The organism is Cellulomonas xylanilytica, assembly GCF_007989805.1.
In the GTDB taxonomy this organism is placed as follows: Bacteria; Actinomycetota; Actinomycetes; order Actinomycetales; family Cellulomonadaceae; genus Cellulomonas; species Cellulomonas xylanilytica.
The window spans coordinates 59364-75205 of record NZ_BJUB01000012.1 but is presented as its reverse complement, the minus strand read 5'-3'; the positions used below and the strand labels follow the sequence as shown (position 1 = coordinate 75205).

20 protein-coding genes are annotated in these 15842 nt (G+C 72.2%); 12 read left to right on the top strand and 8 right to left on the bottom strand.

Annotation, left to right across the window (positions count from 1 at the left end):
• The first annotated feature begins 9 nt into the window (after window positions 1–9).
• From CXY01_RS17455 to CXY01_RS17445, 3 genes are all read left to right on the top strand, one after another.
• Window positions 10–711 carry an LmeA family phospholipid-binding protein gene (locus CXY01_RS17455; RefSeq protein ID WP_146929916.1) on the top strand — a complete coding sequence of 234 codons (702 nt, stop codon included), beginning with the start codon at window positions 10–12 and terminating at the stop codon, window positions 709–711.
• Between the two features lie 55 nt (window positions 712–766).
• A complete protein-coding gene (locus CXY01_RS17450; RefSeq protein WP_146929913.1) occupies window positions 767–1492 on the top strand; it encodes a M50 family metallopeptidase in 726 nt (241 codons plus the stop codon).
• Window positions 1493–1668: 176 nt separating this feature from the next.
• Window positions 1669–2058 (top strand): RidA family protein, encoded by a 390-nt coding sequence (locus CXY01_RS17445; RefSeq protein ID WP_146929910.1) that lies wholly within the window; start codon window positions 1669–1671, stop codon window positions 2056–2058.
• A gap of 6 nt (window positions 2059–2064) precedes the next feature.
• Here the strand turns inward: CXY01_RS17445 and CXY01_RS17440 are convergent, their stop codons facing one another.
• Window positions 2065–3300, bottom strand: coding sequence for an alanine racemase (locus CXY01_RS17440; protein WP_146929907.1), 1236 nt, complete (start codon window positions 3298–3300; stop codon window positions 2065–2067).
• The gene (locus tag CXY01_RS17435; protein WP_186813446.1) at window positions 3297–3998 is read right to left on the bottom strand and encodes an HNH endonuclease family protein; all 702 of its coding nucleotides are present in this window, start codon (window positions 3996–3998) and stop codon (window positions 3297–3299) included. Before CXY01_RS17435 ends, CXY01_RS17440 begins: the two co-directional genes overlap by 4 nt.
• Before the next feature lie 115 nt (window positions 3999–4113).
• On the opposite strand from CXY01_RS17435, the gene CXY01_RS17430 reads away from it, so the two are divergent.
• From CXY01_RS17430 to CXY01_RS17415, 4 genes are read left to right on the top strand one after another with little or no spacing between them, the layout of a single operon-like run.
• Window positions 4114–4521 carry a MerR family transcriptional regulator gene (locus CXY01_RS17430; protein WP_146929904.1) on the top strand — a complete coding sequence of 136 codons (408 nt, stop codon included), beginning with the start codon at window positions 4114–4116 and terminating at the stop codon, window positions 4519–4521.
• A gap of 36 nt (window positions 4522–4557) precedes the next feature.
• Window positions 4558–5019: a DUF2809 domain-containing protein gene (locus CXY01_RS17425; RefSeq protein WP_146929901.1), complete on the top strand. Its 462-nt coding sequence runs from the start codon at window positions 4558–4560 to the stop codon at window positions 5017–5019.
• A gap of 26 nt (window positions 5020–5045) precedes the next feature.
• The gene (locus CXY01_RS17420) at window positions 5046–5783 is read left to right on the top strand and encodes an MIP/aquaporin family protein (RefSeq protein ID WP_146929898.1); all 738 of its coding nucleotides are present in this window, start codon (window positions 5046–5048) and stop codon (window positions 5781–5783) included.
• 56 nt (window positions 5784–5839) lie between these two features.
• Window positions 5840–7342, top strand: a complete 1503-nt coding sequence (locus CXY01_RS17415; protein ID WP_146929895.1) for an amino acid permease — start codon at window positions 5840–5842, stop codon at window positions 7340–7342.
• On the opposite strand, the gene CXY01_RS17410 is transcribed toward CXY01_RS17415, so the two are convergent.
• From CXY01_RS17410 to CXY01_RS17400, 3 genes are read right to left on the bottom strand one after another with little or no spacing between them, the layout of a single operon-like run.
• The gene (locus CXY01_RS17410; protein ID WP_146929892.1) at window positions 7339–7773 is read right to left on the bottom strand and encodes a nitroreductase family deazaflavin-dependent oxidoreductase; all 435 of its coding nucleotides are present in this window, start codon (window positions 7771–7773) and stop codon (window positions 7339–7341) included. The two genes, CXY01_RS17415 and CXY01_RS17410, sit on opposite strands and share 4 nt — an antisense overlap.
• Before the next feature lie 10 nt (window positions 7774–7783).
• Window positions 7784–7969 carry an antitoxin gene (locus tag CXY01_RS17405; protein WP_146929887.1) on the bottom strand — a complete coding sequence of 62 codons (186 nt, stop codon included), beginning with the start codon at window positions 7967–7969 and terminating at the stop codon, window positions 7784–7786.
• 27 nt (window positions 7970–7996) lie between these two features.
• The gene (locus CXY01_RS17400) at window positions 7997–9367 is read right to left on the bottom strand and encodes an MFS transporter (protein WP_146929884.1); all 1371 of its coding nucleotides are present in this window, start codon (window positions 9365–9367) and stop codon (window positions 7997–7999) included.
• 121 nt (window positions 9368–9488) lie between these two features.
• On the opposite strand from CXY01_RS17400, the gene CXY01_RS17395 reads away from it, so the two are divergent.
• The gene (locus CXY01_RS17395) at window positions 9489–10766 is read left to right on the top strand and encodes an alpha/beta fold hydrolase (RefSeq protein ID WP_246125458.1); all 1278 of its coding nucleotides are present in this window, start codon (window positions 9489–9491) and stop codon (window positions 10764–10766) included.
• Between the two features lie 83 nt (window positions 10767–10849).
• Here CXY01_RS17395 and CXY01_RS17390 read toward each other — a convergent pair whose 3' ends face one another.
• Window positions 10850–11284, bottom strand: a complete 435-nt coding sequence (locus CXY01_RS17390; RefSeq protein ID WP_146929881.1) for a hypothetical protein — start codon at window positions 11282–11284, stop codon at window positions 10850–10852.
• Window positions 11285–11555: 271 nt separating this feature from the next.
• On the opposite strand from CXY01_RS17390, the gene CXY01_RS17385 reads away from it, so the two are divergent.
• Genes CXY01_RS17385 through CXY01_RS17375 form a run of 3 tightly spaced genes read left to right on the top strand, consistent with a single transcriptional unit; the run spans window position 11556 to window position 13049 of the window.
• Window positions 11556–12371, top strand: a complete 816-nt coding sequence (locus tag CXY01_RS17385; RefSeq protein ID WP_146929878.1) for an SCO4651 family lipoprotein — start codon at window positions 11556–11558, stop codon at window positions 12369–12371.
• Between the two features lie 40 nt (window positions 12372–12411).
• Window positions 12412–12642, top strand: coding sequence for a FitA-like ribbon-helix-helix domain-containing protein (locus CXY01_RS17380; protein ID WP_146929875.1), 231 nt, complete (start codon window positions 12412–12414; stop codon window positions 12640–12642).
• On the top strand, window positions 12639–13049 hold the full coding sequence (locus CXY01_RS17375) for a type II toxin-antitoxin system VapC family toxin (RefSeq protein WP_146929872.1): 411 nt from the start codon (window positions 12639–12641) through the stop codon (window positions 13047–13049). The genes CXY01_RS17380 and CXY01_RS17375 overlap by 4 nt, the downstream gene beginning before the upstream one ends.
• A 3-nt stretch (window positions 13050–13052) precedes the next feature.
• Here CXY01_RS17375 and CXY01_RS17370 read toward each other — a convergent pair whose 3' ends face one another.
• On the bottom strand, window positions 13053–14453 hold the full coding sequence (locus tag CXY01_RS17370; RefSeq protein ID WP_146929869.1) for a glucose-6-phosphate dehydrogenase: 1401 nt from the start codon (window positions 14451–14453) through the stop codon (window positions 13053–13055).
• Between the two features lie 146 nt (window positions 14454–14599).
• On the opposite strand from CXY01_RS17370, the gene CXY01_RS17365 reads away from it, so the two are divergent.
• The gene (locus CXY01_RS17365) at window positions 14600–15412 is read left to right on the top strand and encodes a DUF429 domain-containing protein (protein ID WP_146929867.1); all 813 of its coding nucleotides are present in this window, start codon (window positions 14600–14602) and stop codon (window positions 15410–15412) included.
• Here CXY01_RS17365 and CXY01_RS17360 read toward each other — a convergent pair.
• On the bottom strand, window positions 15373–15789 hold the full coding sequence (locus CXY01_RS17360) for a pyridoxamine 5'-phosphate oxidase family protein (protein WP_146929864.1): 417 nt from the start codon (window positions 15787–15789) through the stop codon (window positions 15373–15375). The two genes, CXY01_RS17365 and CXY01_RS17360, sit on opposite strands and share 40 nt — an antisense overlap.
• Between the last annotated feature and the right edge of the window lie 53 nt (window positions 15790–15842).

The following is a 15842-nucleotide window of genomic DNA, read 5'->3' as shown; positions in this document are numbered from 1 at the left end:
TTGTGTCCCGTGAGCGGACGCGGAGTGGTCGTCGGGGTGGTCACGGTCGTGGTGCTCGTCGGGGGCGCGTTCGTCGCGGACCGGGTGGCGGAGTCGACGGCGGAGCAGCGCGTGGTGACCGCGATCCAGGAGAACCTCGACGTCGTCGGGACGCCGACCGTCGAGCTCGGGGGCTTCCCGTTCCTCAACCAGCTGCTGGCCGGCTCGATCGACGACGTCACGGGCCAGATGGACGGGGTCACGCTCGAGGGCATCGACGCCACGGACGTGACCCTCGACGCGACCGACGTGAGCACGTCCGAGCCGTACACCGTGGGCACCGCGACGGTCGCCGCGACGCTGCCGACCGCGTCGATCGAGCAGATCGTCGCGGACCGCTCCGACCTCGAGATCGCGGTCGCGGTCGACGGGGGAGCGCTCACGGCGTCGGGCGAGGTGCTGGGGCTGCGGCTCGCGGCCAACCTGGTTCCCCGCGTCGAGGAAGGGACGCTCCTCGTGTCGGTCGACAACGTGCAGATCGCCGGGCTGACGGTGTCGGTCGACGACCTGCCGAACGCGATCGGCGACCGGCTGACCGACATCGAGATCCCTGTGGAGGGCCTCCCCGAGGGGATGGTCCTGTCCGACGCGACCGTCGTGGCGGACGGGGTGCGCATCACCGCCGACGGGACCGACGTCGTCCTGCCCACCGAGGCCCTGCCGGCTGGGTAGGGTCCGTCCTGCCCTCCCGCCCGGGGGGACGACGACGGACGAAGGACCCCCGCCCGTGGACTGGATCGGCGACGCCTGGCAGGACATCACCACGCCCCAACCGGTGCCGTCGAGCACCGCCGTCCTGCTGACCGCCGCGGGGGTGCTGCTGGTCCTGCTGGTCCCGGCCGCGTGGCACGTCGCCCGGCACGGGCTGACGATCGTGCACGAGGCGGCGCACGCGGCCGTCGCGGTGCTCGTCGGCCGTCGGCTGTCCGGCATCCGCGTGCACTCCGACACATCGGGACTGACCGTGTCGGTGGGCAAGCCGCGCGGTCCGGGCATGGTGGCGACGGTCGCGGCGGGCTACACCGGGCCGGCTCTGCTGGGTGTCGGCGCGGCGTGGTTGCTGTCCCGCGGGTACGCCGTCGCGCTGCTGTGGATCCTGCTCGTCGTGCTGGTTCTCGTGCTGGTGCAGATCCGCAACTGGTACGGCCTGTGGGCGGTGCTGGTGACGGGCGCGCTGCTGGTCGCGGTGACGGTGTGGGGCTCGGCCACCGTGCAGAGCGTCGCGGCCTACGCGATGACCTGGTTCCTGCTGCTCGGTGCGCCGCGCGCCGTCCTGGAGATGCAGTCGGAGCGCCGCCGTGGCAGGCGCCGGGGCGTCCCCGACGCCTCCGACGCCGGGCTCCTGGGCCGGCTGACCCACACGCCGGGCGCCCTCTGGGTGGCCGTCCTGCTGCTCGTCTGCCTGGCCGCGCTGGCGCTGGGCGCGGTCTGGCTGATCGGCCTGCAGGTCTGACCGGGATACCACGCCACCGACGACCACCCCCGACGGCTGGCCACCGGCGTGCACACGGTCTCGTCGACGGTGTCTCGGCACTGCTCGACGGGCGGCTCACCGGCGCCCTCCCCGGTCGCGCGGTGCGCTGAGGAAGACTGGTCCCGGTTCCGCTCACCACCGAAAGAGGCCGGCCCATGACCCGCGAGAAGATCAGCACCCCCGACGCGCCGCAGCCGGCGGGCAACTACTCCCAGGGGATCCGGCTGGGGAACCTGGTGTGGACGGCCGGCTTCGGACCGCAGGACCCGGTCACCGGCGAGATCCCCGAGTCGGTCGCGGACCAGACACGGCGGGTGCTGCGCAACGTCGAGGCGACGCTCGCGGAGGCGGGGCTCGACCTGGGTGACGTGGTCAAGACGACGGTGCACCTGGCCGACCTGGCGGACTTCGCCGAGTTCGACGCGGCCTACGGGGAGTTCTTCCCGTACCCCAAGCCGGCGCGGACGACCGTCGGGTCCCAGCTGGCCGGGATCAAGGTGGAGATCGACGTGGTGGCCGGGCGGCTCACCTCGGACGACGACTGACGCGCGTCAGAACCACGTGGTGACGACGTCCACCACGCGCTGCTCGGCGTCGATCACCGGGATGGCCCGCCACTTGTCGAACGCCGTGCACGGGTGGGAGATGCCGAGCTCGAGGAGGTCACCGACGGCCAGCGCCGTGCCGAGGGGGTCGCCGCACTCGAGATACGCGTGCTGGTCGTTGGTGCGCGTGACGTCCCATCCGACGACGGCCACGGGTGCCTGGCCGGCGCGGTGCCGCCGGAGCACGACGGGCAGACCGGAGTCGTACGGCACGTCCCGCTTGCCGGCCCCCACGATCGCCAGCCCGTCCTCCGGGGTCGAGACCACCTGGGCCCAGACCCGCAGCGCCGGGTAGAGGTGGCCGGCGATCCGCGTGAACGGCGTCGAGCCCGCGTAGGTGCCGTGGTCGTGCGTCAGGTAGGCGCCGGACCGCAGGATCGTCGTGCTGGGCACCCCGCCGACGTCCGCGCCGCCCAGCACGTCGGCGACCACGTCGAAGTAGGCCGACCCCCCGGCGGAGAGGATGACGTGGTCCTGCAGCAGCCCGGCGCCGACGAGCATCTCCGCGACGGCACGCACCTCCGCGAGGAACGCGCGAGCGGCGTCGGCGTCGACGAGCGCCCCCTCGTACGCGCTGACGCCGACCAGGTCGACGCCCGGCGTCCGTGCCACGTGCTGGGCGACGGCGAGCGCCTGGTCGCCGCTGCGCACCCCGGACCGCCCGGCCTCGTGGCCGACCTCGAGCAGCACGCGCAGCCGCCCTTCGCCGGCGAGCGCCGCCGCCGCGACGTCGACGGCTGCCACGGAGTCGACGTGGAACAGGATGTCGGCCGACGGCTCGGCCGCGAGGGTCGCCGCGATCCAGCGCAGCACCGTCGGGTCGAGGACCTCGTTGGCGACGAGCACGCGGTGGACGCCGAACGAGTGCGCGCTCAGCAGCTGGTTGCCCGTCGCCACGGTGATGCCCCACGCGCCGGCGTCGAGCTGCGCGGAGAACAGCTCCGGCGACATCGTCGTCTTGCCGTGCGGCGCGAACGCGAGGCCACGGTCGGCGGTGAACGACGCCAGCTGCCCGATGTTGTGCACCACGGCGTCGGCGTCCAGCGTCAGCACCGGCCAGGTCAGGGACCCGTCCGTGAGCGTGTGGCCTGCGGCGACGAACTCCGACCGCGTCACCGGGGTGGGAGACCAGAAGCCCTTGGTGGTGGGGCCGAGCAGCAGGGGCGGGAAGCGCAGCGTCATGGTGGCCTCACCGTAGCGACGACGCACCCGTTCAGCTCCCGGTTCAGCGCGTCGTGTTCGGCCGCGGTGACCCACAGGCCGTACGCCGCCTTCACGCGGACCTGTCGCAGCGCGTAGACGCAGCGGTACCCGCGCAGCGGCGGCAGCCACGTGGCGGCGTCGCCCGCGCCCTTCTCCTGGTTGGCCGGCCCGTCCACCGCGAGCAGGTTGGCGGGGTCGTTGGCGAACGCCTCGCGCTGCTGCGCCGTCCACGACTGCGCCCCCTTCTGCCAGGCGTCCGACAGCGCGACGACGTGGTCGACCTGTACGTCTGCGGAACCCGGGCCGCGGACGAACGCGATCGGGACACCCGTGTAGGGGTCGTCGAGCGTGCCGCTGAGCACCACGCAGTCCTCCACGACCGTCGCCACCAGGTCGCGTCGCAGGATGTCGTTGCGGGTGTCGCAGCCGTTCCGGTCGACGTCCGCCCACGCCTGCCCGAACCGTTCGCGCTCGTACCCGGTGCTCGGTGCCCGTCCGCGGACCGCCAGCGACCCGAGTGCCTCCCGCCCGGCCGCCAGGTCCTCGGCGGTCACCGCGTACCGCGCGGAGTCGCGCGCCTGGGACCACGCCGGCGCCCCGGCCCCGACGGCGACGCAGAGGGCGAGCACCGCCACCCACGGACCGGGCCGCCGGAGCCGGCTGTCGTCGTCGCGCACGCCTCACTCTCGCCGCGGGCGCCCTCTCGGACTGCTGGTGCTGTGCATGGCCGGGACTGTGGGCGGCTCGACGACGCTTGACTTCGAGTGCACTCGAAGGCGCACCATCGACGCCATGAGCGTCGCCGAGGTAGTCGCCGGACCCGTCGTCACCAGCTTGAGCATCGCCGAGGCGGCCGAGGCCACCGGCCTGACCACGCACACCCTGCGCTACTACGAGCGCGACGGGCTGCTGCTCGACGCGGTCGACCGGGCCTCGTCGGGCCACCGCCGCTACTCCCAGGACGACGTCGGCTGGATCCGGATGGTCACCCGGCTGCGCTCGACGGGCATGCCGATCCGGGAGGTCCGCCAGTACGCCGAGCTGGTCCGTGCCGGTGACGGCAACGAGGCCGAGCGGCTCCAGCTCCTCGTCGCGCACCGCGACCGCGTCCGGCAGCAGCTCGCCGAGGTCGCCACGCACCTCGAGGCCATCGAGTACAAGATCGGCCTCTACGAGCGCAGCACCTGCACGCTCACCTGACACGACCTCCGCAGGCAGCCCCGTACGGTCGACCGCGTGCCCCGCGACGACGCCCCCGAGCTGCCGGTGACGAGCTCGTCCCACCAGGTGCCACCTCGTCGTGAGACCGAGCGGCGCGACGGGCGGACGTCCCGGGACGCGCGGGTGGCGGCCGCGGCGATCGCGGTCGGCGTCGTCGTCGTCGGCGTTGCCGTGTCCCGGCTGCAGCACCCGCTCGCGGACCCGGCCGGGGACGCGCTCTACGCGGTGCTGGTCTACGCCCTGCTGGTCGTCGTCGCCCCTCGCGCGCGGGCGGCCGCCGTCGCCGCGGTCGCGTTCGGGCTGTGCCTCCTGGTCGAGCTCGCGCAGCTCACGGGGGTCCCCGGCGCAGTCGTCGATGCCGTCCCGGTCGCCCGCTACGCCCTCGGCACCACGTTCGTCCCGGTCGACCTGGTCGCCTACGCGGCGGGCGTCCTCGGCGCGATGCTCGTGCGACGGACGGCGGCTGTGCGACGCTGACGGCAGGACCGACGAAGCGGGGGCGCATGGATCCGTCGTACAGCCTCGCCGTGCGGTTGGCGTGCGAGTTCATCGGCACGGCGATCCTCATCATCCTCGGCAACGGCACGGTCGCGAACGTGCACCTCAAGGGGTCCAAGGGGTACCGCGGCGGGTGGTCGCTGATCGCGATGGGCTACGGCTTCGGCGTGATGATCCCGGCGATCATGTTCGGCGGGATCAGCGGCAACCTGATCAACCCGGCGTTCACGCTGGGGCTGGCCACCTGGGGGCTGTTCCCGTGGTCGGAGGTGGCGCCGTACATCGTGGCCCAGCTGCTCGGTGCGATCGCCGGCCAGGTCGCGATCGTCGTCACGCACAAGCCGTACTACGACCAGACGACGGATCCCGAGGACATCCTGGCGACGTTCGCGACGATCAACGCCGCACGCTCGCGCCTCAACGGCTTCCTCATCGAGCTGCTCGGCTCGGTGGTGCTCTTCTCGTGCGCGCTGGCGATCATCAACTCGCCGCTGACCGAGAACGAGCCCGCCGTCGCGCACCTCGCGCTCGGGTTCCTGGTGTGGGGGCTCGTTGCCGGGCTGGGCGGTCCGACCGGTCCGGCCCTCAACCCGGCGCGTGACCTGGGGCCGCGGATCGTGCATGCGGTGCTGCCGCTCCGGCACAAGGGGTCGTCGCAGTGGGACTACGCGTGGGTGCCCGTCGCGGCCCCCGTGCTGGGCGGGATCATCGGCGTCGGGGGCTGGTACCTGCTGCTCGGCTGAGCCCAGCAGGTGACGAACCACCCCGATACCGGCATGCTCGGTCGCGGGGGTGGGACATGTCCGTGAACACCAGCATCTTCCGGCGCAAGTCCGTCGAGGACTCGCTCGAGGAGTCGCTCGACCCGGAACGGGCCCTGCGGCGGACCCTGACCACGTGGGACCTCATCGTCCTCGGCGTGGCGGTGGCCGTCGGTGCGGGCATCTTCTCCGTGGGTGCGACGGCGGCGGCGAACTACGCGGGGCCGGCCGTCATCGTCTCGTTCCTCATCGCGTCCGTCGTGTGCGGGCTGGCCATCATGTGCTACGCCGAGTTCGCCTCGACGCTGCCGGTCGCCGGGTCGGCGTACACGTTCTCCTACGCGTCGATGGGGGAGTTCGTCGCCTGGATCATCGGCTGGGACCTGATCCTGGAGATGCTGCTGGGGTCGGCGGTGATCGCGAAGTTCTGGGGCGTGTACCTGTCGGACGCGTTCGGGCTGTTCGGCATCGACATCCCGACGACGCTGACCCTCGGCGGCGTGGACGTCGAGTGGGGGCCGGTCGTCATCGTCGGCGTCTTCACCACGCTGCTGGCGCTGGGCACCAAGCTGAGCACGCGCGTGAACAGCGTGTTCACCATCATCAAGGTCGCCATCACGCTCTTCGTGATCGTGGTCGGCTTCTTCTACGTGAACACCGCGAACTTCTCGCCGTTCGTGCCGCCGTCGCAGCCGGCCCCCGAGCGGACGTCGCTGGAGCAGCCGGTGTTCGCGTTCCTGTTCGGCCTGGAACCGACCGCGTACGGCGTCATCGGCGTGCTCTCCGGCGCGGCGCTCGTGTTCTTCGCGTTCATCGGGTTCGACGTGGTCGCGACGACCGCCGAGGAGACCAAGGAGCCGCAGCGCACGGTCCCGCGAGGCATCCTCGGCGGCCTGGCGATCGTGACGGTGCTGTACGTGCTGGTGACGATCGTGGTCACGGGGATGGTGTCCTACACGGAGCTCGCGGAGGCCGAGACGCCTTCGCTGACCACGGCGTTCGTGCTCGTCGGCGCCGACTGGGCGGGCCGCGTGATCTCCGTGGGAATCCTGGTGGGCCTCACGTCGGTGCTCATGGTGCTGCTGCTGGGCCTGACGCGCATCGTGTTCGCCATGAGCCGTGACGGGCTTCTGCCGCGGGGGGCGTCCCGCACCTCCCCGAAGTACGGCACCCCGGTCCGGCTGCAGATCGGTGTCGGCATCGTCGTCGCGCTGATCGCCGGGCTGTCCGAGGTCGAGCTGCTCGAGGAGATGATCAACATCGGGACGCTGTCGGCGTTCGTGCTGGTCAGCTTCGGCATCCCGATCCTGCGGCGCACGCGCCCCGACCTGAAGCGCGGGTTCCGGGTGCCCTGGTCGCCCGCGCTGCCGATCATCGCGGGCGTCGCGTGCCTGTGGCTGATGGCGAACCTCACCACCCTGACCTGGCTGCGGTTCCTGGCGTGGCTCGCGGCCGGGGTGGTCATCTACTTCGTCTACTCGTACCGGCACTCGGTCGCGGCGAACCCGCACCACGACGCGAGGACCGGCGCCAAGCTCTAGAGCGGTTCGAGGACGAACACCGGGATCAGCCGGTCGGTCTTGCGCTGGTAGTCCTCGTACGCCGGCCAGACCTCGTTGGCGCGCGCCCACCACTCGTCGCGCTCCGCACCGCTGGTCTCGCGCGCGACGTAGTCCTTCTTCGCCGCGCCGTCCTGCAGCTCGACGTGCGGGTGCTCGACGAGGTTGCGGTACCAGGCGGGGTTCTCCGGTGTCCCGCCCTTCGACGCGACGACGGCGTACCGGCCGTCGTGCTCGACCCGCATGAGGGCCGTCTTGCGCAGCTTGCCGCTGGTGGCGCCCACCGACGTCAGGACGATGACGGGCTTGCCCTGGAGCGTGTTGGCCTTCGTGCCGTCGGTCCGCTCGTAGGTCTCGGCCTGCTTGCGCGCCCACGCCGACGTGCTCGGCTCGTACTCCCCGGTCAGTGGCATGGCGGCCCTGCTACTTCTTCTTCTGCTCGTCCAGGTAGGTCGTGGCCTTCTCGACGACGCTGTCGATCTGGGCGTCCTGGCTGTCGCTGGTCCGCGACTTGACCGCCTCGGCTGCCTTCTCGATCGCCGACTTGGCCTGGTCCTCGTGGCCGCTGACGGCGGCCTTCGCCTGGTTGACCAGATCCTCGATGCCCATGGTGGCGTCCTCCCTCGTGATGACGTCTCAGTCTGCGGGGTCGGCGTCGGGTGTGCCCGGTGAGCCGGTGTCCCGCGGCATGGCGGCCGCAGCCGCCACGGTCACGAGCGCGACGAGCGCGACCGCGACGAACGCCACCGTGACGGCGTCCCCGAACTGGGCGGGGTCCTCGGTCGGCGTGTCCCCGTGCATGAGGCCGTTGACCAGCGCACCGAGCGCCGCGACGCCGACCGCGCTGCCCATCGACCGCGAGAACAGGTTGGCGCCGGTGACCACGCCGCGCTCGCTCCAGCCGACGCTCGACTGCGCGGCGATGAGGGTCGGGGACGCGACCAGCCCGAGCCCGGCACCGATCACGAAGCAGGCCAGCCCGACCGCCACCACCGAGGGCTGCATCGACGCCAGCACCAGCCCGACGCAGCCGAGCACCACGACCGCGCAGCCGAGGAGCGCGGTGGTGCGGAACCCGAACCGCAGGTAGAGCCGGCCCGACTGCGACGCGGAGATGGGCCAGCCGATGGTCAGGGCGGCCAGCGTGAGGCCGGAGGTGAGGGGCGAGACGCCGAGCAGCGCCTCGAGGAACGTGGGCACGTAGGACGTCAGACCGATGAGGATGACGCCGACGCCGACCGACACGAGCGACGCGGCCAGCAGCAGCCTCCGGGAGAACACCCACAGCGGCAGCACGGGCTCGTCGGCCCGCTGCTCCACGCGGACGAACGCGACCAGCAGGACGGCGCTGACGACGAACGCGCCGACGCTGGGCACGGACAGCCACTCCCACGCGTTGCCGCCCTCGAGCAGCGCGAGGATCAGCAGGCTCATGCCCGTGGTCAGCAGCAGCCCGCCGGCCCAGTCGATGCGGTGCCGGGTCCGCTCGACCGTCTCGTGCAGGTGCCGGACCAGCAGCCAGGCGGCCGCGAGGCACAGCGGGATGTTGACGAAGAAGATCCAGTTCCAGGAGAGGAACTCCGAGAACACCCCGCCGAGCGTGGGCCCGACGACGGACGAGATGCCCCAGACGCTCGCGATGTAGCCCTGCGCCTTGGCGCGCTCCGCGACCGTGTAGATGTCGCCCGCGATCGTGATCGCCATCGGCTGCACGGCGCCCGCTCCGAGACCCTGCACGGCGCGGAACGCGATCAGCGCGGGCATGCTCCACGCGAACCCGCACAGGATCGACCCGAGCAGGAACAGGCCGATGCCGAGCAGGATCACCGGCTTGCGACCGACCGTGTCGGCGAGCTTGGAGTAGATGGGGACGCTCACGGCCTGCGTCAGCAGGTAGACGGAGAACAGCCACGGGAAGCTGGTGAAGCCGCCGAGGTCCGCGACGATCGTCGGCACCGCCGTGGCCAGGATCGTCGCGTCGATGGCGACCAGGCCGGTGGTGACCATGATCGCGACGAGGATCGGGCCGCGTTCGGAGCGGAAGCCGACACCGCTGGTGTCGGTGCGGGTCGAGCTCAGGATGAACCTCCTCGGGTGGCGCTTCGCCGTCGACTTTAGGCTTGCCGACGTGACGCGCGAGTATGCGATGACCGGGTTCACCGTCCGCGAGCACCGGATCGAGGTGCCGGTCGACTGGTCGGCTCCCGAGCGGTTCGCCTCGATCGAGGTGTTCGCCCGCGAGCTGGTGGACCCGGAGAAGGCGTCGGACGACCTGCCGCTGCTCCTGTTCCTGCAGGGCGGACCCGGCGGCCAGGGACCCCGCCCGCTGGGCGGCGGGTGGGTCGCCGCCGCGCTGCAGAGGTACCGCGTGATCCTCCTCGACCAGCGCGGGACCGGACGCTCGTCGCCGGTGGACGGCCGGGTGATCAGCGCCGTCGACGACCCCGCCGGGTACCTGGCGTGCTTCCGCGGGGACGCGATCGTCGCGGACGCCGAGCACCTGCGCGCGACCGTCTACGGCGGCCGGCCGTGGGCCACCCTCGGGCAGTCCTACGGCGGGTTCCTCACGCTGACCTACCTGTCCCGGCACCCGTCGGCGCTGACCCGTTGCTACGTCACCGGTGGGCTGCCGCCCGCGACCGTGGACGCCGAGGCCGTCTACGCGGCCACGTTCCAGCGGCAGGCGGCACGCAACCGGGAGCTCGCACGCCTGCACCCGACCGACATCCCTCTGCTGGGACGCATCGCCGACCTGCTCGCGGACGGGTCGGTCACCCTGCCGACGGGCGAGCCGTTCACCGTCGAGCGGCTCCAGCAGCTGGGGCACGGCCTCGGGATGAGCACGGGGATCGACGAGGTGCACTGGCTGCTCGACACGGCGCTCACTCCGGCCGGGGCGTTGTCCGACGCGTTCCTCGGGGCCGTCGTCCGCGAGACCGGGTTCGACAGCAACCCGCTGTACGCCGTGCTCCAGGAGGTCATCTACCACCAGGGCGCCCGCGAGCCCGGCTGGGCCGCGCAGTCCGAGCGCGACCGGTGGACGTCGTACGCCCCCGACGCCCGTCCGCTGCAGCTCACCGGCGAGACGATCTTCCCGTGGATGTACGAGCAGCACGCCGCTCTGCGCCCGTTCCGCGCCGCCGCCGAGCAGCTCGCCGCCCGGACCGAGTGGCCCGCGCTCTACGACCTCGACGTCCTGGCGGCCAACGAGGTGCCCGTCGCGGCCGTCCAGTACTACGACGACCCGTACGTCGACCTGGACCTCGCCCTGGCGACCCCCGTCGGCAACCTGGACGTCTGGATCACCAACGAGCACCTGCACGACGGCCTCCGCGTGGCCGGCGACGCGATCCTGCCGAGGCTGTTCGACCTGGCGGCCGGCAAGGCCCGCGTGACCGGCCGCTGACTCCCCGAGCGCGGCAGTTTCCGACGAGCGCGGCAGTTCAGACTGCCGCCCTCGTCGCGGAGTGCCGACCTCGCGGTCGGGCCTCACGCCTCCGGGGTCGGCTCGTGGCCCGGGCGGCCGTGCGTACGGTTCTCCTCCTTGAGGCGCGCCTCGTACACGTGCCGACGACCTGCCATGAGCTCGTCTCGGACGCGCTTCTCGGCCGCCTCGAACACCCGGTAGTACTCCTCGTCGTACGCCTCGACCACCTGGAACGTCCACCGGCCCGGCAGCACGTTGCGGCCGACGAGCTCGGCGCGGAGCTCGTCGGCCAGCTCCTGGTGCCCGGCGTCCGCCAGCTGGTCCAGCGCCTCCGCCAGCTCGTTGTCCGCGCGGCCCGTGAGCCGGTGGAACGCGTAGAGCATCCCGCGGGCGTGCTCCACCACCTCGAACGCGGCGGTCAGCGCACCGACGGCGTCGACCGTCTGCTCGGAGGTGCCGGCTGGTGGGCGGTGGGCGTCGTCACGCTCGTCGTTCATGTGTCGATGCTCGCGGCGCCCGCCGCCGAGCGCACGTCGACCGGCCCACGACGATCCCCGCACCGAACAAGCCGTGAGTGCCGTCATCAGTGCTCTGGACGACACTCATGGCTTGTTCGGTCGGGTCCGGTGTGGTCATGGGCGTGGATCGGCCCTCCGACGGAGGATTTGTCCGCTTTCGTGTGGCAGCCTGTCTCCCGGTCGCGTGCCAGCCGCCACAGACCCGACTCTCCTGCTCGAGCGGCCACCCCGGAGGAGCCCCATCGTGCGCGTGTCTCGTCGTCTGCTCGCGGTCCCCGCCGCCGCCGTCCTCGCCTGGTCGCTGACCGCCTGCGGTGGTGCCGCGCCCGAGGCGCCGACGTCGCCGTCGCCGTCCGCCAGCGCCTCGGCCACGCAGGAGGCGGTCGTCGAGTCCACCGGCTTCGAGCTGACCACCGAGACGATGGACGAGCTCACCGCCGCGATGCTGGCCGCGCAGACCTACGACACGTCGATGGTGACCGAGGTCGGCGGCGCCTCGATGACCGCCCAGGGCCAGGCGCGGGTGACCGAGGCCGGCTCCGAGCTGACGATGACCACGAGCAGCCCGGACATGCCGACCCCGGTCGAGATCCGTCTCGTCGGCGGCCAGATGTACGTGAACATGGGCGAGCTCACCGGCGGTCTGTTCTGGCAGATCGACGCGGCGGACACCAGCAACCCGATCGCGGCCGCGATGGCGCAGTCGACGGCGCAGTCGAGCGCCGCCGACAGCCTCGCCGCACTCGTCCCGGCCCTCGTGTCCGTCGAGAAGTCCGGGGCCGAGGAGCAGCTCGACGGCGTCACCACCCAGCCCTACGACGTGGTCGTCGACACCAGCAAGCTGGCGGGCCAGGCTGCGGAGCAGTTCGCGTCCGCCGCCGAGTCGGGGGTCGAGATCCCCGCGCAGATCACGTACCGGTACTGGATCGGCACCGACCAGCTGCCCCGCAAGCTCACGCTGGACATGCTCGGCTCGCACATCGAGATGTCGTTCAGCAACTGGGGTGGCCCGGTGACCATCGAGGCCCCGCCCGCCGACCAGGTCACGGCCGCTCCGACGATGTGACGTGATGCCGTCGTGCATGCGGTGCAGCTAGAATGCATGCATGACGGTCATCACGGTGCGGGACGTGCCTGACGAGGTGCGTGACGAGCTTGCGGCTCGTGCCGCGCGTGCCGGCATGTCCATGCAGGAGTTTCTTCGTGCTCACCTGGTCGACCTCACGGCCCGGCCGAGCGCCGGCGACGCGCTCGCGCAGGTCCGGTCCCGGGCCCGGGCCTACCCGCGGCTCTCGTACGACGACCTCGTCGACGGTCTCGGGGCCGACCGGCGGTGACGGGGACCGTCGTCCTCGACGCGTCGGCCGCGCTGGCCCTCCTGATCGACCCGGGCCCGGCCGGTGAGCAGGTCGCAGCGCGGCTCGACGGCGCCACCGTCGTCGCACCGGACCTGCTCCCGTACGAGGTGACCAACGTGCTGCGGCGGCACCGCAACGCCGGACGGCTGTCGGAGACCGAGGCGCGGCTCGCGCTCGACGGGCTGCACGCCCTGTCGATCGACCTGTGGCCGCACGCGGTGCTCGCGGACCGGGTGTGGGCGCTCGGCGGCAACCTCTCGTGCTACGACGCGGCGTACGTGGCGCTCGCCGAGCGGCTGGGCGCCGTCCTCCTCACCGCTGACGCGCGGATCGCGGGCGCGCCCGGGGTCACCTGCCCGGTCGAGGTCGTCGAGCTCGACCGCTGACGCTCAGTCGCCCAGGGCCCAGCCGTGCGGGTCCGCCAACCGGTCCGCCGACTCCGGCCCCCACGACCCGACCGCGTACGGCTCGGGTGCCGGGCGGTCGTCGCCGAGCAGCGGGGCGAACGCGCTCCACGCCGACGCCAGACCGGTGGCAGTCGTGAACAAGGTGCGGTCGCCGACGAGCACGTCCTCCAGCAGCCCGGCGTAGGGCGGCAGGGACTCGCCGGGCTCGACGTCGGAGAGGGCGAGGTCGGCGGTGCCGGTCGCCAGGTCGAGGAAGGCGCCGGGGCGCTTCACGGTCGTCGTGACCTTCAGCTCGCCCGACCCCGCGAGCGAGACGATGACACGGTTGGGGCCGACGGGGGAGCCGAACAGCTCCTCGGGCGTCCGCAGCACCAGGGTCACCTGCTGCGCCGACGCGGCCATCCGCTTGCCGGTGCGCAGCAGGAACGGCACACCCTTCCAGCGCTCGGTGTCCACCCAGAGCCGGGCGGCGACGAACGTGTCGGTCGTGGAGTCGTCGGGCACGCCGTCGATGTCGCGGTAGCCGTCGTACTGCCCGAGCACGACGTCCTCGGCCGGGTCGAGCGGGCGGAAGTGCGCGATGACGTCCTCGCGAGCCGTGCCCAGGTTGGCGGCGTCGAGCCGGCGCGGAGGCTCCATCGCCACCTCGGCGGCCACCTGGAACAGGTGCGTGACCAGCATGTCGAGCGCGGCACCGGTGGCGTCGTAGAACTCCGCGCGCTGCGCGACGTCGAGGGTCTCCGGCACGTCGATCTGCACCTGGGCGACGTGCTTCCGGTTCCAGATGCCGCCGAACAGCTCGTTGGCGAACCGCAGGACGTGCAGGTTCTGCGTCGCCTCCTTGCCGAGGAAGTGGTCGATCCGGAACACCTGCTCCTCGTCGAACGCGTCGTGCACGATGGCGTCCAGCTCCCGGAACGACTCCGGCGACGTGCCGTACGGCTTCTCGTAGACGATGCGGATGCCCTCGGTCAGCCCCGCCTTCTTCAGCGCGCGCGTGATCGGCGCGAACGACGACGGCGGGACCGCGAGGTAGTGGATGACGGTGACGTCCCCGCCCAGCTCGGTGCGCAGACGCTCCAGCTCGCCCGGGAGCTCGTCGGCGCTGTCGTCCTCGCTGACGTCCCCGCAGTACGCGGTGTGCTCCGTCAGCTCCGCGACGCCCTCCGAGGCCTCGTGGTCGCCGAACTCCTCGACGGCGTCGCGCAGCAGCTCGTCGAACTCCTGGGAGCTGATCGGCGAGCGACCCGTGCCGAGCAGCGCCCACCTCTCGGGGAGCAGGTGGCGTCGCTGGAGCGTGGCCAGCGCGGGGAGCACCATGCGCTTGGCCAGGTCGCCGCGCGCGCCGTGCAGGACGAAGATCAAGGGCTCGGTCGGTGCCATCGGCTGCATCCTCATGACGGTGACAGGCGGAACCTCGACCGTACGTTCGTGTGCCGACGAGCGCGCGGTGGGCTCGGCCCGCACGCCCGCCGGTCCATGATGGAGCGCGTCGGCGGCGCGCACGGACCGGACGGCGGGGACCTGGCGTGACGACGTACCTCGGGATCGACCTGGCGTGGGCCGCCCGCGCGAAGACCGGCATGGCGGCGCTGGATGCGGACGGGCGGCTGGTCGCGTCGACGTCCGTGGTCACCGACGACGAGATCGCCGCGTTCGTCGCGACGCACACGTCGGGGACGGTCGTCGCCGCGATCGACGCACCGCTGATCGTCCCGAACGCCACCGGCTCCCGCATGGCCGAGCAGCTGGTCAGCCGCGAGTTCGGCCCGTACAACGCGGGCGCGTACCCGTCGAACCGCTCGCGCCCGCTCTTTGACCCGCCGCGGGCCGAGACACTCTGCCGCCGGTTCGGCTGGGACCCCGACCCGGCAACCCCGCCCGGTCAGGACCGCTCGGTCGCGATCGAGGTCTACCCGCATCCCGCGATGGTCGTGCTATTCGCGCTGTCGACGGTGCTGCCGTACAAGGCGAGGCGTGGCCGGGACGTCGACGGGCTGAGGACCGCCTTCGTCTCGCTGCTCGACCACCTGGAGCGCGCGTGCGACGAGCCGCTGCGACTGACGACCTCGCCGCGCTGGGCGGAGATCCGGGTTGCGGTGACCTCCGCCGGCCGGATCGTGGACCTCGACCGGGTCGAGGACGAGGTCGACGCCGTGCTGTGCGCGTACCTCGCGTGGCTCTGGGGCACGGGCTCGCCGATGATGCGCGTGGTCGGTGACGTCGACAGCGGCTACATCGTCGTCCCGGGCAGCCCGTCGGTCGCCCCGCTCCGTCCGAGGAGACAAGGGGCGTGGATGCCTCAGGCGTCGACGGGGAAGCCCGGGAAGCCCTTGCGGTAGTCCCACGAGACGATGCGATCCGGTCGGACCCTGATGATCACCGGCTCCCACGAGTCAGCCAGGCTCCGGGCGAAGCCGTCGGCGGCCTCGTCGTCCATGTACCGACGGAAGATCGTCGCCCGCTTGGCCAGGACGTCGTGGCGGTCCAGCTCGGCGGTGCCGTAGACGAGGGCGCCGACCGGGGCGTCCCCGACGACGTCGAACAGGGCCGTGACGCGGGGGTCGCGCGCGACGTTGCGGGCCTTGCGCGAGGTGGTCTGCGTCCCGATCAGGATGTCCGGCAGCTCGTACACGTAGTACACGGGCGCGAGGTGGATGCTGCCGTCCTCGTCGTGGGTGGCGAGCCGGGCGATGTCCGCGCCCCGGAGGAACTCGATGAGCTCGTCCTCGGTGAGCGGGGGTGCCTGGGGTAGGTCGCGCTGTCGGCCAC